The organism is Glycomyces sp. MUSA5-2 (assembly GCF_037034145.1).
Lineage (GTDB): Bacteria > Actinomycetota > Actinomycetes > Mycobacteriales > Micromonosporaceae > Glycomyces > Glycomyces artemisiae.
Map to the genome: position 1 here is coordinate 603,465 of NZ_JBAGKG010000002.1, position 20,570 is coordinate 624,034.

Sequence of the window (20,570 nt, forward strand, 5' to 3'; positions counted from 1 at the left end):
TGCTCACTCCTCCGCGAGCGGCTCCAGGACCCGGTTGTGGTGCCGGTCGAACACCATCGTCGTGTTGAACCGCGCCACCTCCGGGCGGGTCGCGAGCCGGTCGACCAGGAACGCGTGCAGCCGTTCGGAGTCCTGCACCGCGATGTGCAGCATGATGTCGCTGCCGCCGGAGACCACGAACAGCGTCACCACCTCCGGCCACGACCCGACGGTCTCCCGGAACGTCTCGTAGATCGACCGCTGGTGCCGCGCCAGCTGCACCGACACGAGCGCCTCCGCGGTGCGCCCCAGGGCCTTCAGGTCCACGTCGGCGCCGTAGCCGCGGATCACGCCGCGGCGCGTGAGCGCCCTGACCCGCTCCAGGGCCGTCGAGGGCGCCACGCCGAGGCGCCGGGCCAGCTCCCGGTTCGACAGCCGCGCATCCGACTGGAGGAGGCGCACGATCGACGCGTCAAGTTCGTCCATCCACGGATTATGCACCCGATTCCGACCGTGCGTTCGGTGAGACCGCCGAACGGCCGACCATGCGTCTAGCGTTGGTCCACATGACCACCCGCTCCACCGGGTCCCTCGGCACCGCCCGCGGGACCGCCCTCTACCTCGGCGCCATCCTCGGCCCCGGCGTGCTCGCCCTCCCCGGCCTCGCCGCCGCCGCGGCCGGGCCCGCCGCGATCGTCGCCTGGGTCGCGCTGCTGCTCCTCTCCATTCCCGTCGCGGCGACGTTCGCCGAACTCGCCGCCCGCCGCCCCGACGCGGGCGGCGTCGCCACCTTCACCCGCGCGGCGTTCGGCGACCGCGCCGCGGCCGTCTGCGGCTGGTGGTTCTTCAGCGTCATCCCCGTCGGCGCCAGCTCCGCCGCGCTCGTCGGCGCCGCCTATATCGCCGACGCCGCCGGGCTGGGCCACGGCGCCGTCGTCGCCATCGCCGCGGTCCTCCTCGCGACCGCGTTCGCCGCCAACCACATCGGGCTGCGCCTCTCCGGCGGCGCGCAGCTCGTCCTCATGGGACTCCTCGCCGCGCTCCTCGCCGTCGCCTGCATCGCCGCGCTCCCGCACTTCGACCCCGCGAACCTGACGCCGTTCGCCCCGAACGGCATCGCGGGCATCCTCTCGGCCGCCGCGGTCCTGTTCTACGCGTTCTCCGGCTGGGAGGCCGCCAGCCACCTGTCCGGCGAGTTCAGCGACCCCGCAAGGCAGCTGCGGCGCGTCACGGCCCTCGCGCTCGCCGTCGTCGCCGCGATCTACCTGGCGCTCGCCACCGCGACCGCCGGCGTCCTCGGCTCCTCCGCGGGCGAATCGGCGACGCCGCTGACCGACCTGCTCGCGTACGCGTTCGGTCCGGCCGCGGCCCCGCTCACCGCCGTCTGCGCGGCGCTGCTGAGCCTCGGCGCGATGAACACGTTCATCGCCGGGGCCTCCCGCCTCGGCGCGGCCCTCGCCCGCGACGGCGCGATGCCCGCGCCGCTCGCGAAGGGCCACGAGCCGGGCCGCACGCCCCACCGCGCGCTGCTCCTGCTCGCTGCGTTCACCGGCACCGCGTTCGCGACCACGACCGCGTTCGGCCTGGGCCTGGACCAGCAGATGCGCGCGACCTCCGCGGTCCTCGCCGCGGTCACCGTCACCGCGTGCGCCGCCGCGGTGAAGCTCCTCCAGGGCCGCGCCCGGCAGCGCGCCGTCTTCGCGACGGCCTGCACCGCCCTCATCGGCACGGCCCTCACCTGGTACCTGCTGCTGCCCTTGGGGATCGCGGCCCTCGCCCTCGGCTACCTGCACCTGAAGCGCCGCCGCGCCCCGCTCCCGCCCGAAGCAGTCCCGCCCGAAACCGTTCCGCCCGAAGCCGTCCCGGCCGAGGCCTAGTCGAAGACCACGACGACCTTGTCCGCGGCGCCCGGCGTCGCGGCGGTCGCCAGCGCCTCCTGAGCCTGCTCGAACGGGAAGACGTCGCTGACGATGACCGAGAACTTCTTCCAGTTCGCGGCGATCTCCTCGGTGACCTGGAAGATCTCGTCCGGGTACCCCATGGACAGGACGATGTCGACCTCGGAGTCGAGGAGGTCGCCGAACGGGACCTCCACGGGCTTCTTGTGGACGGCGACGATCCCCACGGTGGCCCGGTGCTTCGCGGCGGCGAGCGCGGTCGCGAGGACCGCGGGGGCGCCCGCGGCGTCCAGGTACACGTCGGTCCCGGCGCGGGGCTTGCCGAAGGCGGTGGCTCCGGCGCCGTGGAGCTCGGTCAGCCGCGCGGCGACGTCCTCCTTCGAGGAGTCGACGACGGCGTCGGCGCCCACCGCCAGCGCCTTCTCCAGGCGCGCGGGCTGGATGTCGATGACGGTGACGTGCGCGGCGCCCGCGAGCTTGAACCCGATCGCGGCCCCGAGCCCGATCGGCCCGGCCCCGAAGACCGCGACCTTGTCGCCGGGCTTGACGCCGGTGCGGTTGACGGCGTGGCGGGCCACGGCCATCGGCTCGTTCAGCGCCGCGACGTGGAACGGCACCTCGTCGGGCATGACCGCGAGATTGACGCCGACGCGGGCGTCCTCGATGAGCAGGTACTCCGAGAGCGCGCCCTGCGGCCCGCCCGAGCCGGTCATGCCGCTGCCGGGGCCGATCGGGTTGACCACCACGTGGTCCCCGATCTTCAGGCCCTCGACCTCCGGGCCGACCTCGACGATCTCCCCGGCGGGCTCGTGGCCGAGCGGCGTGGCGCCCTGGCGCGGCGGGATGCCGCCGATCTGCACGTAGAACCCGTCGGAGCCGCAGATGCCGCAGGCGCGGACCTTGACAAGGACGTCCTTCGGCCCCGGCACCGGTGTCGGCACCTCGACCACGTCCGTCGCACCCGGCCCCGAGACGATGACCGATTTCATAGCTTTCCCCCTTTGCGCACCCCTGTGCTGACCGCGCTAATCTTAAGTCAGTCAGTTGACTTAATGCAACGGATCGAGTGAACCGCCGCCCCCGGGCCCGGCCCGGGGGAATACTGCGACACGGGCCGCCCCGCCGGGCGGCAGGGACCAAAGGGGGACTCATGGGAACGCAAGACCGCTTCACCGGCAAGACCGTCATCGTCACCGGGGCGGGATCGGGCATCGGCCGCGCCACCGCGCTGCGCCTGGCCGCCGAGGGCGCGACGGTCGTCGCCGCCGACGTCAACCAGGAGAGCCTCGACAAGCTCGCCTCCGAGATCGAGATCCGCCCCGTCGCGGGCGACCTCACCGCCGCCGAGGTCATCGACCGGGTCGTGGCGGCCGCCGACGGCCGCATCGACGGCCTCGCCAACGTCGCGGGCATCATGGACGGCTTCCTCCCCGCGGGTGAGGTCGACGACGCCACCTGGGACCGCGTCTTCGGCGTCAACCTCACCGCCCCGCTGCGCCTCATCCGCGCCGCGCTCCCGGTCATGACCGCCTCCGGCGGCGGCGCCATCGTCAACGTCTCCTCCGAAGCCGGCATCCGCGGCTCCGCCGCGGGCGCCGCCTACACCGCCTCCAAGCACGCGGTCGTCGGCCTCACCCGCCACGTCGCCGTCGTGTACGGCAAGGACGGCATCCGCTCGAACGCCGTCGCGCCCGGCGGCGTCGCCACGAACATCGAGGCGACCCCGAAGTCCCAGCTCGGCATCGAGCGCCTCCAGCCGTACTTCGTCAACGCCGGGAACCCGGCCCAGCCCGAGCAGCTCGCCGCCGCCATCACCTGGCTCCTCAGCGACGACTCCAGCAACACCAACGGCGTCGTCCTCGCCAGCGACGGCGGCTGGAACGCCGTCTAGGCCGACTCGAACGCCCGCTCCGACCACATCGGAGCGGGCGTTTCGCTATCCGGCCGTGCGCAGGTGCCGCCGCGCCGTCATCAAAGCGAACCCGAGGAGGTTCTGGCCCTGCCAGGTCCGCGGGTCGGCCGCGCGCGGATCGTCGGCCTCCAGGCCGATGCCCCACACCGGGTCGTCGGGGCTCGCCTCCACCAGCATGCGGTCTCCTGTGGACAGCAGGAAGTTCCGCAGTTCGCCGCGCTGGCCGAACTTGGCGATGCTGCCGCGCACCACGATCTGGAACCGGTGCCGCTCCCACACCCGCAGGTCGAAGTCGGTGACGGTGCGCCCGAGGGCGCGGGCGCGCTCGGGGTCGTCCTCGGCGAGGATCGCCGCGGCGGCCAGCTCGTCCTCGAACAGCTTCGCCTTGGACCACATCATGTAGTGCTCGGCGGTCGCGAAGCGCCTGCCGCCCACGCGGATCGGCGCGGGCCACCACTGGTCGAGGCACCCGGGCGCGAGCCGCCCGCCATGAGTGCGCTCGTGGTCCCGGAAGAACAGGAACCCGGCGTCCTCCCTGGGGGCCGCGTACTCCGGCTGCGGCGCAGCGGGTCTGACGATCCGCGACGGCGCGTCGGCGCGCCGCTGGAACGGGCTCCACGGCTGCTCCGCGGGCGGCTCGGGCGGGGCCGGGTCGTGCGGGGCGAACGGCAGGTCGATCTCCGGGGGCCCGTCGGGGGTGAAGCCGTCGATCAGCGCGTCGAGCTGCCCGTCGTCATAGCGCTGCTGGAGGACCCGCAGCGACTCGCACGTGTCGAGCAGGCCGCGGCTGGCGCAGCTGAGCGCGTCGGCGACGTGCAGCGACTCGGCGAAGGCCATGACGGCATTGGCGCGCATGGTGTCCGCGTCGGTGGCGAGCGCTTCGGCCAGATGCTCGGCGGTGCGGAACGCGCAGTATCCGGCGAGCTGCGGGAACGGCTGGGGCGCACCGGCGGCCATGAACCCGGCGGTCACGATCCACCTGACGGTCCCGGCCACGAGGTTCGGGTTCCCGGCCACGTTCGCGGCCTCCTCGGCGGCCTTCGCGAAGTGCCCCAAGTGCCCGTGGCCGTCCATCGGCTCCGCCGAGGCCGTCAGCAGGTCCTTCAGCTCGTCGGCGAGGCGGTCGATGCCCAGAGCCGGGGGTTCGGGCTCGGGAGGGGCGAGGTCCAGCCCTTCCGCGTCGGTCATGTAGTACAGCGTCCAGGCCCGGTCAGCCGGGCCCGCGGGCGCGCCGGAGGGCGGAGCGCCGTCGGGGGTCGGCGGCGTCGCACCGCCGGAGTCGCTCATCGCCATAGCCTGCCAGGGGAAGCGCCCGGAGGCAATCGTCCGGGGGCCGCATTCGGGCGGCTCCCGCGATCCCTCGGTACGATGAGGACGGGTCACAAGGAGCACCGATGTCCTCAGCCGAGATCAAAGCGATCGCCATGCTGCTCAGAGCGCGCAACGCCATCGACGAGCGCATCGCCGACGTCGTCGGCCGCCCTGCCGCGCACGGGCACCTCTCGGACTGGATCGCCGCGCAGGTCTTCGACATCGCGCTCGAACCGACCGCCGACCGCGCCATCGACGGCTACTTCCGGGCCGGGCCGCTCGCCGGCCGCAGCGTCAACATCAAGCACTACCCGCGCAACCAGGGCCTGCTCGACATGACCGACGCCGAAGACCTCGACACGTACCTGGTCCTCACCGGCCCGCGTGGCACTTCCGCTGCGGCCCACCGGCCCTGGTCCATCGAGCACGTCTACCTCTTCGACGCGCAGGGCCTGTACGACACGCTCCACTCCGAGATGCGCCGCATCGGGGTCGCCACCAGCATCCCGTCCCGCTACTGGGACCAGGCCGAGATCCACCCGGTCTCGCGCAACGCGAACTTCCCGCTCTCCGCGGAGCAGACCGCCGCGCTGGAGGAGTTCCGCGCCGACGCCGTCTGACCCGAATATGGCGAGGGGTTGTCGTGGCCGCTGGCAAGGTTTGCCGTTAGGATTCGGGGCACTGGGGTGATGTCAACCCGCAGTCGTGATGATGGCAATCTGACGGAGGAAGCGTGCTCGATATCAGCCCACTCACCTGGGCCTTGACGATCGGACTCATCGTCGTTCTACTGGCGGTGGACCTGCTGCTGGCGGCCCTGCGGCCCCATCATGTCGGGTTCAAGGAAGCGACCGCCTGGTCGGTGATCTACATCGCCATCGCCGTGCTGTTCGGCGTCTGGTTCGGCATGCAGTACGGCAATGCCGCCGGCACGGAGTACTTCGCCGGCTACATCATCGAGAAGAGCCTCTCGGTCGACAACCTGTTCGTGTTCGTCATCATCATGACGACGTTCGCGGTCCCCGACCACCACCAGCACAAGGTCCTCACGTTCGGGATCGTGCTCGCGCTCATCATGCGCGCCATCTTCATCGCGCTCGGCTCGGCGCTCATCAACTCGTTCTCGTTCATGTTCCTGGTCTTCGGGCTGCTGCTGGTCTACACCGCGATCCAGCTGTTCCGCCACAGAGACGAGGACCCCGACGTCGAGTCGAACCTCATGGTCCGCGGCGCGCGCCGGTTCCTGCCGGTCTCCGCGGACTACATCGGCGGCAAGCTCTTCGCGAAGGAGGGCGGCCGCAAGGTCGTCACGCCGCTGTTCATCGTGCTCATCGCGATCGGCTCGGTGGACCTGCTGTTCGCGCTCGACTCGATCCCCGCGGTCTTCGGCGTCACGCAGGAGGCGTACATCGTCTTCACCGCGAACGCGTTCGCGCTCCTGGGCCTGCGCGCCCTGTTCTTCCTCGTGAAGGGCCTGCTCGACCGCCTCGTGTACCTCTCGCTGGGGCTCTCGCTGATCCTGCTGTTCATCGGCGCGAAGCTCATCATGCACTGGGCCCACGTCGACGTGAACACGTCGATCCCCGAGATCACCACCCCGGTCAGCCTCGGCGTCGTCATCGGCGTGCTCGTGATCGTCACGATCGCGAGCCTCATCAAGACCCGCGGCAACCCCGACGAGAAGGCGCACGCCGGATCGCTCTCGGCGACAAAGAAGAAGGAACCCGAGCAGTAAGGCACTCACGGCCCCGGATCGTGCATCCTATAGGATATAGGATGCACGATCCGGGGCCTTACCTGTCTCAGTGCGCCCGTCTCGCGAGCAGCATGAGCACCAGCAGCAGCGGCGCCGGCAGCAGGAACGCCTCCCGCAGCCCGATCTGACCGTCGAGCCACGCCAGCGCCGCGGGCGCGGCGAGGATCGCCGTCCCGGACGCGAGCGACGCGATCGACGCCGAATGTCGCGACGTCAGCCCCTCGATCCCGACCATGCGCCCCAGCATGATCGGGTACAGCGGCGCGATCCCCAGGCTCGCCAAGGCGATCCCCGCGGTCACCGTCACCGGGTCCTGCCCGAGATAGACGAGCACCGTCCCGGCGATCGTGACCGACGCGGCCGCGCCGACCGCCCACGGCCGGTCCACGAACCGCGGCCCGACGAACCGCCCCGCGGCCATGCCGATCCCGAAGCTCGCGCCCAGCGCCGACGCCGTCCCCAGCGCGACGCCGGTGTCGGCCAGCCGCGCCACGGCCCACACCACGAAGCAGAACTCGCACGCGACGCTGAGGACGATCCGCAGCCACCCGAGCGATGCGGGCCCCACCGGGATCCGGCCCCGCTCGACCTCCGCTTCGACGGGGCCGCGGACCGTCCGGTGCACGGTCCCGGCGACCAGCGCCGGGACCGCGGCGAGGATGGCCCAGCGGCCCGCCGTGCCCGCGGTCTCCAAGGCCCCGAACGCGAGCGGTGCCAGCACACCCGAGGCGCTGGCGGTCCCGACCGCGATCGTGATCCGCTTGGCGGCGCCCGGTCCGCGCAGGAGCGACGGGGTCGCGAGCGCGATCGCGGCGCACCCGACCCCGACGAGGACCGATCCCGGCCCGGCGACGGCGAGGTCCGGCGTGACGGCCATGGCGACCGCGCCGACGGCGGTGGCCGCGCAGGCGGCGCGCAGGACCCGGCCCGCGCCCGCGCGGAGGACGGCGGGGCCGGTGGCGGCGGCGAGGACGAGCCCGGCGCCGAACATCATGGTGAGCCAGACGAGTCCGCCGCGGGGGCGGTCGAGTTCGGCGGCGATCCCGGCGAGGTAGGGCCCGAAGGAGGAGACGAGGAAGCCGAGTCCGGCCTGCGCGAGGACGACGACGCGGCCCACGGCGCGGTCGGGGGCCTCGACCGCGGTGTCAGCCGCCATGGCGGCGGCCCGGTTCGGCCCGGGACCCGGCGGACGGCTCGGATCCGCCGCGGCCGGCGGTTCCCGCCGCGTCCCTGGATGCGACGGAATCGGCGAGTCCGGCGGCGGGCGCGCCGCGCTCGCCGCGGCGGTCCGGACCGCTGAGCGGCGCGCCGCGTTCGATGAGGTCGGCGAGTTCGTTCAGGTCCCGAAGGGACACATCGCCTTCGAGGCCCCGCAGCGCGGCGGTCATCGCGCCCGCGGCGCGCCCGGCCGCGAGGCCCGGCTCGGAGTCCTCGACGACGAGGCAGTCGGCGGGGTCGACGCCGAGCGCCGCGGCGGCCTTCATGTAGCCCTCGGGGTCGGGCTTGCCGCGGTCGACGTCGTCGAAGGTGAGCAGCAGCGGCGGGACGATCCCGGCCGCGTCCAGGCGGGACTTGGCGAGGCGGTCGTCGGCGCTGGTGACCACCGCCCACGGGATGCTGGAGCGCTCCAGGGCCGCGAGCAGTCGCGTTGCACCCGTGGCGGCCACGATGTCGGCGACGTCCTCGTACTGGAACTCCAGCTGCCGGGCGGCGGCCGCGGCGACGCCGGGCGCGTCGAGGTCGGGCCGCAGGATGGCGACGGTGGTCGGGGCGGGGTTGCCGTGCGGGTCGGCGAGTGCGACCTGCGGGTCGACGCCGTACTCGGCGGCCCACGCCGCCCAGGCGCGCACGACCGCGCCGTCGGAATCGACGAGGGTGCCGTCCATGTCGAACAGGACGGCCGCGGGGTTGCTGTAGCTTCGCATGAAGCCCTCCGGGGATCATTTAAACTCGTAGCGCGAGGATAAACGCTGGAGGTGGCATGGCGCAAGCCCGAGCATCGGACCCGGACTCCGGACCCATCAAAGTGGGGCGTGCCGAGGCCGCCCGCTGGAGCGGCGCGCTCGACCTCCTGCGGCTGGTGCGGGCCCGGCCCGGCGTCACGCGCGCCGAGGCCGCGCGCGTCCTCGGGGTCGGCAGCGGCACCGCGACCGAGATCTGCTCGCGCCTGCGCGCCCTCGACCTGATCGCCGAGCACCCCGCCCCGCCGACCGGCCGCGGCCGCCCCACGACCACGCTCCACGCCCACCCGGACGGGCCCCTCGTCGCCGTCGTCGACATCCGGCAGGCCGAATGGCGCGTCGCCGTCGCCGATCTCGAAGGGACGCTGAGCGAACCGGCCACCGGCCGCCACGGCTCCAAGCGCCCCGAACCGGTCTTCGCCGCCGTCCGCGAGGCCGTGGAGGCGCTGAGCGCGCGGCACGGCTCGCGCATCCGCGCGGTCTCGGTCTCGGCGGCGGCCACGGTGCGGCGCGGGCGCATCGGCCAGTCGAGCGTCCTCGGCTGGCGCGACGTCGAGGTCGAGCCGCTGCTTCCCGTTGTGCCGCAGGTGATCGGCAACGACGCGACCCTCGCCGGGCTCGCGGAGGCGCGCCTCGCCCACCCCGGCAAGTCCGTGCTGTACCTGACGATCGAGGTCGGGATCGGCGGCGTGTTCGTCGACCACGCGTTCGCCGTCACGGGCGCTTCGGGCGCGGGCGGCGAGTTCGGGCACGCGCCGTTCGGCGACCCCGCGGTGCCGTGCCCGTGCGGTGCCGCGGGCTGCTGGGACGTCGCGGTCGACGGCCGCGCGGTCGCGCGCCTGCTCGGCCGCCCCGAGCCCGACGACCCGCGCGCCTACCTCATCGACGCGCTCGTCGACCCCGGTTCCCGTGCGGCCGTGGAGCAGTGCTCGGCGTCCCTGGGCCGCGGCGCGGCCGGGCTCGCGAACATCCTCGACCCCGAGGTGGTCTCCTTCGGCGGTCTCGCCCCAGAGTTGCGCCGCGCGGCGCCCGACGCGTTCGCCGCCGCGTTCGAGGCGGGCCTCATGGGCTTCCGCCGCGACGACCCGCCTGCCGTGATCGCCTCGGCGCTCGGCCCCGACGCGTTCCTCCTCGGCGCGGCCGAGGCCGCCTTCGACGTGGTACTCACCGAGCAGTCGATCGGCGAGTGGACGGCCGCCCGCTTCGGTTAGACCTTCGCGGGGACGGCGTCGCGGGACCTGTCGTAGACGGGGACCCATTTCGCGAGCCAGCCGACGCCGAACCAGGAGATGACGCCGAGGGCGACGGCGGCGGCGCCGAGGGGGAACGCGAGGGAGACGAGGCTGATGAGCCCGGGGCCCGCGACGTTGCCGAGGTCGGCGCAGAGGCGCCAGGCGCCGAGGAACTGGCGTCGGCCCAGGTCGGGGGCGACGTCGGAGCCGAGGGTGAGGACGATGCCGGAGGAGACGCCGTTGCCCAGGCCCATGACGCAGGCGACGACGCCGACGAGGACCGCCGTGTCCGCCAGCGGCAGGACCAGGAATCCGATGCCCATCACGAGCATGGCGGGGAGCGCGACCCACATGCGGCCGAAGCGGTCCATGATCGCGCCGCCGGGGTAGAAGAGCAGGATGTCGACGCCTGCGGAGATGCCGACGATGATGCTCGTGGTGGTGGCGTCGAGGCCCTGGTGGGCGGCCCAGAGCGGGATGATCGCGGTCCGGGAGGCGCGGGCGATCATGATGAGGAAGACGCCGGAGCCGAGGTGCGCGAGGACCTTGCGGTGGTCGCGGATGACCTGCCAGAGGCTCAGGCGCGCTTCGGGTTCGGCCTCGGGCGCGGGTTTGCGCCGCGCGCCGTCGCCGGGGAGCTCGGGGAGGAGGAGGCTGAGCAGGCCGCCCGCGAGGCTGGTGCAGGCGGCGAACGCGAAGGCCGCGCCGATCGAGAACTGGGCGATGAGCGCCGCTGCCACGAACGGGCCGATGAACGAGCCGATGCGGAAGGTCCCGCCGAGGGTCGAGAGCGCGCGGGCGCGGTAGGCGATCGCGACGGCCTCGGAGAGGTAGGCGTGGCGGGCGAGGCCGAAGACCGCGGAGGCGAGGCCGATCGCGAACACGCAGACCGAGACGACCAGGAGCGACGTCGTCTGGGAGGCGACGACGAGCGCGCCGGCCTCGACCACGCAGGCGGCGAGGAGCACGGGCTTCTCGCCGAAGCGCTGCGCGAGGGACCCGGCGGGGAGGTCGCCGGTGAGCTGGCCGAAGCCGATGAGGCCGACGATGATCGCGGCTTGCGTGACGCTCGCGCCGAGGTCGAGCGCGTAGAGCGCGATGAGCGGGACGACCGCCCCCATGCCGATGGAGATCAGGACGGTCGGGCCGTAGATCGGCACGAACAGGCGCCGCATGCTGATCGTCGACTGGGCAGGCTCGGACACAATCGCGAACGTACCAAGCAGTGGTGACCCCGGCTCACATCGCGGAACCCGGATGTGACGAATTCGAACCGGTCGGCCGGTAAGTAGCGGGGGAGGGGCGGCCGGAGGGCACGCCGGATCGGGCGGCGCCGCCGGGCGCCCCCGGATCAACAATGCCCGGCGGGTACGACAGCGGGAGCGGCGGGGGAGTTTTCGGGCAGCCGGAATGGCGGGGCGCGGTCGGGCGCCCCCGGATCAACGGTGCCCGGGGGGTACGACAACGGGAGCTGGGGCGAAGTTTTCGGGCAGCCCGAATGGCCGGGCTCGGCTGGCCGCCCCCGGATCAACGGTGCCCGGGGGGTACGACATTGCGGGCGGGGCCCGGGGCGGAAACCGCCCCGGGCCCCGCCCGCGGTGTGGGCTGAGTTAGGTGACCGTGCAGGTCACCGTCGGAACAGTGCTGGTGCCGGAGGCGATGAAGCCCCAGGCGTTCTGGGTCTGGCCCGAGGCGATCGAGCCGTTCCAGCCGACGTCGTCGGCCGTAACGGTCGCTCCGGAGCTGGTGACCGTGGCGTTCCAGGAGCTGGTGATGCGCTGGCCTCCCGCCCAGGTCCAGGTCAGGCGCCAGCCGCTGATCGCGGCGCTGCCGGCGGTGACGTGGACGTTGCCCTGCCAGCCGCCGTTCCACGAGCTCGCGACCTCGACCCGGGCCGTGCAGCCGGAACCGGTCGGCGGCGGCGAGGTCGTCTCGGCCGGGCTCGTGGTCTCCGCCGGGGTCGTCGTCGACCCCGGGTTGCCGCTGCCGAGTGTCGGGGTCGTCCAGTTCCGCCACTGCGACAGATTGGCGGACTTGCTGGGGTGCATGGTGATGACGCCCGGCGGGGTGCCCGAGCCCTTGAGGAAGGCGTTGATGGACTGCTGGAGCGGGGTGCGCCATTCGCTTCGCGTGGCGCAGTGGGTGCCGTCGGCGACATTCGAGTGGTACGAGAGGTTCGACCCGGCGCCGAGCGCCTTGTAGACCTCGGCGCCGCCGAGGGCCGCCACCGCGCCCGAGCGGGCGCCGAGCCATTCGACGTGGGGGTTGTCCATGATGAACAGGCCGCGCGGGGCGATCATGCCGACGATCTCGTGGGTGTCGACCGGGAGGCCCGCCGGGTTGCCCGTGTAGGCGCTGAACGCGTCGCCGAGCCACGGCTGCTCGCCGTAGGCGCTGCTCAGCGGCTGCGAACCGGACTCCTGCGCGATCGAGCGCATCGCGCCGACGCCGCCCGAGCCGGACTCGATGGGCATCGTCAGGTCGATGCGCTGGTCGAACGCCCCGGCGACGAACGCGCCCTTGCCGTACCGGGAGCACCCGGTGACGCCCGTGGAGCTGTTGAGGATCGACCCGCCCGACTGCTCGATGACGTCGATGATGCGGCTGACGCCCCACGCCTGCGCCATGAGCACGCCCGTGGAACTGGTCGCGCCGTAGAGCGTGTAGAACGCGCCCTGCTTGTTGTTGCGCGGCGTGCCCTCGGCGCCGACCGCGCCAGGGTCGTAGTTGATGACCGCCGCGCCCGAGGCGAGGATCGTCTGCGTGTCGGCGCCGAAGCCGCCGTAGACGATCACGGCCGGGAACGGCCCGGAGCCGCTGGGGAGCTGCACCGAAGCGGAGAAGCTCGTGGAGCGGCCGTTGTCGCTGACGTTGACGGTGATCCGCGAGGAGGTCACCGTGCCCGTGACGGAGTCGGGCTGCGGCTTGTCGCCGTAGATCGTGCGCTCGGCGAGCTCCTTGATCTCGGAGCGGCGGCACTCCCACTGGTCGCGGGTGGTGATGCGGGTGCCGTCGAGCTTCGTGAACGGGTCGGGGAGCAGCGAGCTGGAGGCCCAGCTGCCGGGGATCGCGACGGCGCAGTCCGCGCCGTCCCATTCGGATAGTGCCTGCACCTGCGCCTCCGCGCTGAACCGGGTCGAGAGCGCGAGCGCCGAGGCGAGGGCGATCGACGCGAGGGCGACGAGCGCGAACCGCAGCCCGCGGCGGTGCCGGGCGCGCTGATGGACGAGGGGATCGGGGGAGGGCGGGGCGCAGCCGGGCGCGATCGATGATGCCATGTGCCAGTCCTTGTCTGGTGGGGCGAGTCCATCATCGACGGTGCGGGGCGGCCCCGGACGGGCCGGCGTCAACGGTGGGACCGCTCGAACCGAAACTTCCAGTGGAACTTCCGTGAGGGTCACCACAGAATACATTGACCAACTTCGATACACAACGTCCGTCACCCGCTCCGCGGGGTAGGATCGGCACCCCGCGCGGGGCCCCGTGCGGCGACCCGTCCGCGCGAGGTGCACGATGCCGTTCCCCAAGGCCGACCACGATCTCCCCATCGGCACGGGCGCCGCGGGCGTCCGTATCGAGACCGACGCCATGGGGGAGGTCGAGGTCCCCGCCGAGCACTACTGGGGCGCCCAGACCCAGCGCGCGCTCCAGCACTTCGCGATCGGCGACGACCGCATGCCCGTGGGCCTCTACCGCGCCTACGGGATCGTCAAGCAGGCCGCCGCGCTCGTCAACGCCGAAGCCGGGCGCCTCGACCCGAACCTCGCCGCCGCGATCGTCCACGCCTGCGAAGAGGTCGCCGAAGGCTCCCTCGACGAGGAGTTCCCGCTGTACGTCTGGCAGTCCGGCTCCGGCACCCAGTCGAACATGAACGTCAACGAGGTCATCGCCAACCGCGCCAGCCAGCTCCTCGCCGCAGGGCTGGGCCGCGACCGCATCGTCCACCCCAACGACCACGTCAACCTCGCGCAGTCCACGAACGACACCTTCCCGACCGCGATGCACGTCGCCACGCTCCTCGAAGTCCGCGACGGCACCCTCCCGCAGGTCCTCGCCCTCGCCGCCGCCATCGGCGACCGGGCCCGCCGCTGGGCCGAGGTCGTCAAGATCGGCCGCACCCACCTCCAGGACGCCACGCCGCTCACCGTCGGCCAAGAGTGGTCCGGCTGGGAGGCGCAGCTGCGCGACGCCGCCGCCCGCCTGGAGCAGTCCCTTGACGCAATCTGCGAACTCGCCGCCGGTGGCACCGCCGTTGGCACCGGCATCAACGCCCCCAAGGGCTTCGGGGAGGCCATCGCCGCAAAGCTCGCCGAACTCACCGGCCTGCCGCTCGTCACCGCCCCGAACAAGTTCGCCGCGCAGGGCTCCCTCGACGGCATGGTCGCCGTCAGCGCCGCGCTCCGCGGCGTCGCCGTGGCGCTCATGAAGGTCGCCAACGACATGCGCTGGCTCTCCTCGGGCCCCCGCGCGGGCCTGCACGAACTCCGCCTGCCCGAGAACGAGCCGGGGTCCTCGATCATGCCCGGCAAGGTGAACCCGACCCAGCAGGAGGCCGCGGTCATGGTCGCCCTCCAGGTCATCGGCGAGGACTCCGTGGTCGCCGCCGCGGGCGCCCAGGGGAACTTCGAGCTGAACACGATGCGGCCCATCGTCATCCAGAACGTGCTCCACTCTGCGCGCATCCTCGGCGACGTGTGCGGGACGCTCCGCGTCCACTCCGTCGAGGGCATCGAGCTCGATGAGAAGGCCGTCGCCGACTACGTTGACCGCTCGCTCATGCTCGTCACCGCGCTCAGCCCGCACATCGGCTACGACAAGGCCGCCGCCATCGCCCACAAGGCCGACCACGAGGGCTCGACCCTCCGCGAGGCCGCCGTCGCGCTCGGCGTGGACGCCGCGGACTTCGACCGGATCGTCGACCCCGCGACCATGGTCGGCGACCCGCGCCGCGACCTCGGCCTCTGAACCCGGCCTCTGACCCTGGACTCCGAACCCGCCCTAGGCGACCGGCGCGGCGGTAGAGTCGGCGCCATGATCGCGATCGACCTCGACGGCAGGACCGCACTCGTCACCGGCTCCACGCAGGGCATCGGGGAGGCCATCGCCAGGCAGCTCGCCCGCGCGGGCGCCCGCGTCGGCGTCAACGGCCGCAACCCCGCCACCGTCGCCGAAGCCGTCGAACGCCTCGCCGCCGAGACCGGCGGCGACTACTTCGCGGCCCCCGGCGACCTCGCCACCGAGGACGGCGCCGCGCGCCTCGCCGAGTCGCTCCCCGCCGTCGACGTCCTCGTCAACAACCTCGGGATCTTCGGCGCCCAGCCCGCCCTCGACATCACCGACGACGACTGGCGCCGCTACTGGGAGGTGAACGTGCTCTCCGCGGTGCGCCTCATCCGCACCTACCTGCCGGGCATGACTTCCCGCGGCTGGGGCCGGGTCCTCAACATCGCCTCCGACTCCGCGATCGTCATCCCCGAGGAGATGATCCACTACGGCACCAGCAAGACCGCGCTCCTGGCCGTCTCCCGCGGCTTCGCGAAGACCGCCGCCGGAACCGGCGTCACCGTCAACGCCGTGATCGCCGGGCCCACCCACACCGGCGGTGTCGAGGACTTCGTGTACCAGCTCGTCGACAAGGACCTGCCGTGGGACGAGGCGCAGCGCGAGTTCATGCGCCTGCACCGGCCCCAGTCGCTCCTGCACCGGCTCATCGAGCCCGAGGAGATCGCGAACCTCACCGCCTACCTCGCCTCGCCGCTCGCCTCGGCGACGACCGGCGCGGCCGTCCGCGTCGACGGGGGCTACGTCGACTCGATCATTCCCTGAGGGCCGCACCAGGCTTCTGACGCGCGCGTCCACAAGAGCAGGATCACCGCGAGCGACACGCCGAGGCCCGCCGTCGCCCCGAACCACGACGCGGCGTCCGCCGCCACGGTGAGTCCCGCGACCCGCGGGCCCTCGAACCCGGGCCCGCCGTACCACGACAGCAGGCCCAGCGCGATGGCCGCCGCTTCGAGGAGTCCCGCGAGCTTCCGCGCAGTGTTGCTGCGCCGCATGATCATCGCCGCGAGTGCGCCCCGGCACACCGCGAACGCCGCCGTGCCCGCCGCGAACCGGTACAGCGACGGCCCCGCCCCCGCGGGCACCGCCGTCCCGCCCGCCCGCAGCTGCGCGAGCGCCACCAAGGCGAATCCGAGCACGCACGCGCACAGCAGCCCCGCCCCGCACAGCCCCGACAAGGCGACCACCGCGGCGCGTGTCGATCCGGGCAGGTCGGCGAGGGAGGGCTCGTCCATGGGCGTCCTTCGGAGGAGAAGCGGGCGTTCCCTCAACGGTATAGCGCGCGCGAGCGTCGCCGTCGGTGACGGCCTTCGCCGGGCTGCCGCCTTGCGCGTCCGCCCGTCGGTTATGTAAATTGATGAAAGTAAATACTCACGACCTTCGATTCCCGGCATGTCGCGGGCCGTGATCCCGACTCCGACAAGGAGAACCGTCAACCATGGCCTCAATCTCCGTGCGCTCGCGCCGCTCCGCGCTCGCACTGGTGGCACTCCTCGCCGCCGCCCTCGCGGCCGCGTCCCTCAACTTCTGGCAGACCTCCAGGGCCGAAGCCTTCGAGACCGGTACCTGGTACAACGTGCAGTCCCGCAGCTCGGGTCTGGTGCTCGGCATCCGCGCGGCGTCGCTCGACAGCGGTGCCGAGCTCGTGCAGTGGTCTGCGAACGGTTCGCAGGACCAGCAGTTCCGCTTCACCGATGTGGGCGGCGGGTATTACAAGATCGAGGTCCGCCATTCGGGCAAAGTCCTCGACGTCGCCTCGGGCTCCACCGCTGACGGGGCGAAGGTCCAGCAGTGGGGTGATGCCGGAAGCGCGAACCAGCAGTGGCGGATCACTGAAAGCGGTGGGTATGCGACGTTCGTGAACCGCGCTTCGGGCAAGGCCCTCGATGTCTGGGAGTGGTCGACCGCCAACGGCGGCAGGATCTCCCAGTACACGGCGACCGGCGCCACCAACCAGCAGTTCAAGCTCATCCCCGTCGGCACCCGGCCCGCCAACGTCGACCGGCTCGAAGGCTTCGGGCAAGGGGTGACCGGCGGCCAGGGCGGCACCACCGTCACCGTCACCACCCAAGCCGACCTCGAACGCTACGCCGCCGCCTCCGGCGCCTACACCATCCGCGTCGCCGCGACGATCAACATCAGCCCCAAAGGCAAGGAGATCCCGGTCGGCTCCGACAAGACCGTCATCGGCGTCGGCACCTCCGGCCAGATTGTCGGCGGCGGGTTCTTCCTCGGCACCGGCACGAACAACGTCATCATCCGCAACCTCACCATCCGCGACACCCTCATGGCCGACGACGACCCTGGCGACGACGCCTACGACTACGACGGCATCCAGATGGACACCGCCTCCAACGTCTGGATCGACCACAACCGCATCTACAACATGAACGACGGGATCATCGACTCCCGCAAGGACACCACCAACCTCACGGTCTCCTGGAACGAGCTCGGCCCCGGCAACAAGTCCTTCGGCATCGGCTGGACCGAGAACGTCACCGCGCGGATCACCATCCACCACAACTGGATCCACGGCACGAACCAGCGCAACCCCAGCACCGACAACGTCGCGCTGGCGCACCTCTACAACAACTACCTCCAGGACATCAGCGGCTACGGGAACTACGCCCGCGGCTCCACGAAGATGGTCCTGGAGAACTCGTACTTCGACAACGTGAACGACCCGTACTACCCGGACTCGACCGCGCAGCTGCGCCAGTCCGGCAGCATCTGCGTCGACTGCACCGGCGACCGCGTCACCAGCGGCTCGGCGTTCAACCCGTCCGACTACTACTCGTACACCCTCGACAGCGCGAGCTCCCTGCCGACGCTGCTCGACACGTACGCGGGCCCGCAGTCCTGGCTCGGCGTCTAGCACTGAAGGTCCCCGGGGGCCGCGCCTCCGGGGACCGCCCGCCGTCGATTCGTCCATGCGAACCGCCGGAACGGCCATGGACGCCGACGTCACGGCCCCCGTACGGTTCACCCCATGCCGATTTCGTCCCGTTCAACCGAACGCCTCGCCATGACGCTCTGGGACTTCTCCTGGTACGTGCGCACCGGCCCCGGCGAGCCCTTCGAGGACCTCGACGCCGCCTTCGCGCGCGCCGTCGACCTCGGATACAACGCCGTCCGGATCTGCGCGATGCCCTTCCTGCTGTTCAGGTCCGGCATCGACACGCGCACCTTGCGGCTCGAACCGCTCGGCGGCGACTACGGCTCGCGGGTCCGCTGGTACGACGTGCGCGAACCGACCGTGATCGACGCGAAGGCGCACCTGCTCGACTTCTTCCGGGCCGCCGACCGGCACGGCGTCAAGGTCATCGCCTCCTCCTGGGAGTACCAGCAGAGCCCGGCCTTCGCCGACGACCCGGCCTGGTACGAGGCCCTGCACGCCGTCGACCCCGAGGACCGGCTCACCGTCCTCGCGGAGGCCCAGGCCGACCTGGTCGACTTCCTCGCCGAGCACGGCCTTGCCCACGTCATCGCCTGCGTCGAGCCGCACAACGAGGTCCAGATCGGGCACCTCACCGCCGGTCTCCCGGGCGCCGAGGACGCGGTCGTGGAGCTCCGGGACCGCCTCGAACGCGGCATCGCGGCCTTCCTCGCCCGGCACCCCGACGTCCCCTGCGCCCCGAACTACGGCGGCGTGCCGATCGGCTCCCTGCGCGGCCTGCCCCGCAACGCGACCGCGCTCGGGTTCCACCCCTACGTCTACGGCGTCCTCGACGACCTCATCGACGAGTTCGGCCTCCGCCGCGCCCCCGCCGAGTTCCCGCAGGACGCGGCGAACGAACGCCTCCTGCGCGCCGACGCTCCGCCGATCGCCGAATGGGCCCTGCCCGAGTCGAGCGCCTGGAAACTCAAGGCCTCGATCATGCAGCCCTCCGAGATCTACGTCCACGACTGGTGCGACCCCGACAAGTTCGACCGCTACCTCTACGAGGGCTACGGCGCGCACCGCATCGCCATGGCGAACCGCCTCCGCGACTGGATCGACGTCGCCGCCGACCACGCGAAGCGCCTCGGCATCCCCTGCTACTTCGGGGAGGGCTGGGTCGGCTACACGCCCCGCGACGGCCGCTTCGAGGAGGGCCCGGTCGGCGCCCAGATCTGCCGCGACGCCGTCGCGCACTCGGTCCGCGTCGGCGCATGGGGCACGATCGTGTGCTCCAACGCCGCCCCGCAGCATCCGATGTGGGCGGACGAGGCGATCCAGCGCGAGCTGAACGAGGCCTTCCTGAAGGGCTGAGCGCGCGTCAAAGCGGTCCGGGCGCCGATCGGCGCCCGGACCGCTCCGTTTCAACAGGGTGGGGGAGCGTTCAGCGGCGCGCTACTGGGCGAGGCCGCAGGGGTTGGTCTCCTCGCCCTCGTCGAGGGTGTCGAGCTGGATGAAGCCCGCCGCCTCGATGTCGGCCTTGGCGGCGTCGGAGCAGATCCAGCCCCAGTCGACGTCGTTGTCGCCGAAGAGGTTCTGGAGGTCGGAGCGGATGCCGCCGGCGTTGGTGCCGTCAGCGGGGGTCTGGTCGATCACGACGTTGAACAGCGGGCGGGACAGGAAGAAGCCCGTGGTGTTCAGCTTGACCGGCTTGACGTTGCTCGCGTCGGCCGGAACGGCGGTGTTGTAGCGGCCGACCGAGAACGGGACGATCGCGTTGGCGTTGCCGTCGACCGCGGAGGCGTCGTGCTCCTGGACGGCGTCGACGCAGGTGCCGGGCGCCGAGACGCCGATGGCGGCCAGGAACGCGGAGCGGGTGCCCGAGCCGGTCTGGGGGATCTTGGCGTCGATGAGCGCGGTGGACCACGCCGGGTTCAGGTCGCTCCACTGGTCGACGGAGCAGTTGTAGATCGAGGCCAGCTGGGCCGCGGTCAGGCCGTCGGGGACGTTGGTCCCGGCGGAGTCGCCGGGGAAGGAGCCGACGGCCGCGTTGTTCTGGTTGGACGCGTAGCGCATGTTGTCGAGCGCGAACGGCAGGAACAGGACCTGCGGGCCGGCGGTCACGCCGCCGCAGAGGCTGTCGCTCGCCTGGCGGGCCCGCGAGGAGCGCGCGAAGTCGACGAAGCTGTCCTGGGTCCCGTCGCACGCGGCGTCGAGGCGCAGGTGGTTGATGCCCGCGCCGGAGCCGTTCGGGCGCACGATCGTCTCGTTGTTCGCGTCCTGGACGCCGTCGTTGTCCTGGTCCACCGCCCAGATGGTGTCGCCGGGCAGGCCCGTGGCCGGGTTCACCGCGTCCCAGGACGCGATGTCGCCGCCGGTGAAGGCGGCGTTGTAGGTGGCCGCGAGGTCGTTCAGCGCGAACTGGGTGGTGTCGGAACCGACGCCGACGATGTCGGCGCCGTCGGGCTGGAACGACGGGTCCGCGTTCGCGGCGCCGAGCCCGGTGGTGATGGCGAGCGCCACGCCGGCGGCGGCAGCGGCGGTCCTTGCCATGATTCGCATGGGTACTCCATTTGAGTCAG

At 72.2% G+C, this 20,570-nt stretch carries 18 protein-coding genes; 9 read left to right on the forward strand and 9 right to left on the reverse strand.

The window, feature by feature from the left end; translation table 11 throughout:
- Positions 1-3: 3 nt before the first annotated feature.
- On the reverse strand, positions 4-465 hold the full coding sequence (locus WA640_RS08445) for an Lrp/AsnC family transcriptional regulator (protein WP_335987197.1): 462 nt from the start codon (positions 463-465) through the stop codon (positions 4-6).
- Between the two features lie 80 nt (positions 466-545).
- Here WA640_RS08445 and WA640_RS08450 point away from each other — a divergent pair, with 80 nt between their 5' ends.
- Positions 546-1,856: an APC family permease gene (locus tag WA640_RS08450; RefSeq protein ID WP_335987198.1), complete on the forward strand. Its 1,311-nt coding sequence runs from the start codon at positions 546-548 to the stop codon at positions 1,854-1,856.
- Here the strand turns inward: WA640_RS08450 and WA640_RS08455 are convergent.
- Entirely contained in the window at positions 1,853-2,866 is a 1,014-nt protein-coding gene (locus WA640_RS08455) for a zinc-dependent alcohol dehydrogenase (protein WP_335987199.1), read from the reverse strand. The two genes, WA640_RS08450 and WA640_RS08455, sit on opposite strands and share 4 nt — an antisense overlap.
- A gap of 161 nt (positions 2,867-3,027) precedes the next feature.
- Here WA640_RS08455 and WA640_RS08460 point away from each other — a divergent pair, with 161 nt between their 5' ends.
- Positions 3,028-3,768: an SDR family NAD(P)-dependent oxidoreductase gene (locus WA640_RS08460; protein ID WP_335987200.1), complete on the forward strand. Its 741-nt coding sequence runs from the start codon at positions 3,028-3,030 to the stop codon at positions 3,766-3,768.
- A 45-nt stretch (positions 3,769-3,813) separates the two neighbouring features.
- Here the strand turns inward: WA640_RS08460 and WA640_RS08465 are convergent, their stop codons facing one another.
- Positions 3,814-5,076, reverse strand: coding sequence for an NADAR family protein (locus WA640_RS08465; RefSeq protein WP_335987202.1), 1,263 nt, complete (start codon positions 5,074-5,076; stop codon positions 3,814-3,816).
- A gap of 107 nt (positions 5,077-5,183) precedes the next feature.
- On the opposite strand from WA640_RS08465, the gene WA640_RS08470 reads away from it, so the two are divergent.
- Together WA640_RS08470 and WA640_RS08475 are read left to right on the forward strand one after the other, a co-directional pair.
- On the forward strand, positions 5,184-5,720 hold the full coding sequence (locus WA640_RS08470; RefSeq protein WP_106366906.1) for a hypothetical protein: 537 nt from the start codon (positions 5,184-5,186) through the stop codon (positions 5,718-5,720).
- 113 nt (positions 5,721-5,833) lie between these two features.
- Positions 5,834-6,835: a TerC/Alx family metal homeostasis membrane protein gene (locus WA640_RS08475; protein ID WP_106366905.1), complete on the forward strand. Its 1,002-nt coding sequence runs from the start codon at positions 5,834-5,836 to the stop codon at positions 6,833-6,835.
- 67 nt (positions 6,836-6,902) lie between these two features.
- Here the strand turns inward: WA640_RS08475 and WA640_RS08480 are convergent, their stop codons facing one another.
- Together WA640_RS08480 and WA640_RS08485 are read right to left on the reverse strand one after the other, a co-directional pair.
- Positions 6,903-8,012, reverse strand: a complete 1,110-nt coding sequence (locus tag WA640_RS08480; protein WP_335987203.1) for an MFS transporter — start codon at positions 8,010-8,012, stop codon at positions 6,903-6,905.
- Complete coding sequence (locus WA640_RS08485) at positions 8,002-8,781, reverse strand: HAD-IA family hydrolase (RefSeq protein WP_335987204.1); 780 nt, start codon at positions 8,779-8,781, stop codon at positions 8,002-8,004. The genes WA640_RS08480 and WA640_RS08485 overlap by 11 nt, the downstream gene beginning before the upstream one ends.
- A 56-nt stretch (positions 8,782-8,837) precedes the next feature.
- Between WA640_RS08485 and WA640_RS08490 the strand changes: the two genes are divergently transcribed.
- Complete coding sequence (locus WA640_RS08490) at positions 8,838-10,028, forward strand: ROK family transcriptional regulator (protein ID WP_335987205.1); 1,191 nt, start codon at positions 8,838-8,840, stop codon at positions 10,026-10,028.
- Here WA640_RS08490 and WA640_RS08495 read toward each other — a convergent pair.
- Both WA640_RS08495 and WA640_RS08500 read right to left on the reverse strand, forming a co-directional pair.
- Positions 10,025-11,254: an MFS transporter gene (locus WA640_RS08495; protein WP_219927010.1), complete on the reverse strand. Its 1,230-nt coding sequence runs from the start codon at positions 11,252-11,254 to the stop codon at positions 10,025-10,027. The two genes, WA640_RS08490 and WA640_RS08495, sit on opposite strands and share 4 nt — an antisense overlap.
- 405 nt (positions 11,255-11,659) lie before the next feature.
- Positions 11,660-13,327 carry a glucuronyl esterase domain-containing protein gene (locus WA640_RS08500; RefSeq protein WP_335987208.1) on the reverse strand — a complete coding sequence of 556 codons (1,668 nt, stop codon included), beginning with the start codon at positions 13,325-13,327 and terminating at the stop codon, positions 11,660-11,662.
- Between the two features lie 235 nt (positions 13,328-13,562).
- Between WA640_RS08500 and WA640_RS08505 the strand changes: the two genes are divergently transcribed.
- Both WA640_RS08505 and WA640_RS08510 read left to right on the forward strand, forming a co-directional pair.
- Positions 13,563-15,014 carry a class II fumarate hydratase gene (locus WA640_RS08505; RefSeq protein WP_335987210.1) on the forward strand — a complete coding sequence of 484 codons (1,452 nt, stop codon included), beginning with the start codon at positions 13,563-13,565 and terminating at the stop codon, positions 15,012-15,014.
- A 69-nt stretch (positions 15,015-15,083) separates the two neighbouring features.
- On the forward strand, positions 15,084-15,875 hold the full coding sequence (locus tag WA640_RS08510; RefSeq protein ID WP_442904715.1) for an SDR family NAD(P)-dependent oxidoreductase: 792 nt from the start codon (positions 15,084-15,086) through the stop codon (positions 15,873-15,875).
- Here WA640_RS08510 and WA640_RS08515 read toward each other — a convergent pair.
- On the reverse strand, positions 15,851-16,345 hold the full coding sequence (locus WA640_RS08515) for a hypothetical protein (RefSeq protein ID WP_335987214.1): 495 nt from the start codon (positions 16,343-16,345) through the stop codon (positions 15,851-15,853). The two genes, WA640_RS08510 and WA640_RS08515, sit on opposite strands and share 25 nt — an antisense overlap.
- 203 nt (positions 16,346-16,548) lie before the next feature.
- On the opposite strand from WA640_RS08515, the gene WA640_RS08520 reads away from it, so the two are divergent.
- Entirely contained in the window at positions 16,549-17,985 is a 1,437-nt protein-coding gene (locus WA640_RS08520) for an RICIN domain-containing protein (RefSeq protein WP_335987216.1), read from the forward strand.
- Between the two features lie 114 nt (positions 17,986-18,099).
- Complete coding sequence (locus tag WA640_RS08525) at positions 18,100-19,362, forward strand: cellulase-like family protein (RefSeq protein WP_335987217.1); 1,263 nt, start codon at positions 18,100-18,102, stop codon at positions 19,360-19,362.
- A gap of 81 nt (positions 19,363-19,443) precedes the next feature.
- On the opposite strand, the gene WA640_RS08530 is transcribed toward WA640_RS08525, so the two are convergent.
- Positions 19,444-20,550, reverse strand: coding sequence for a PstS family phosphate ABC transporter substrate-binding protein (locus tag WA640_RS08530; protein ID WP_335987218.1), 1,107 nt, complete (start codon positions 20,548-20,550; stop codon positions 19,444-19,446).
- Positions 20,551-20,570: the final 20 nt, after the last annotated feature.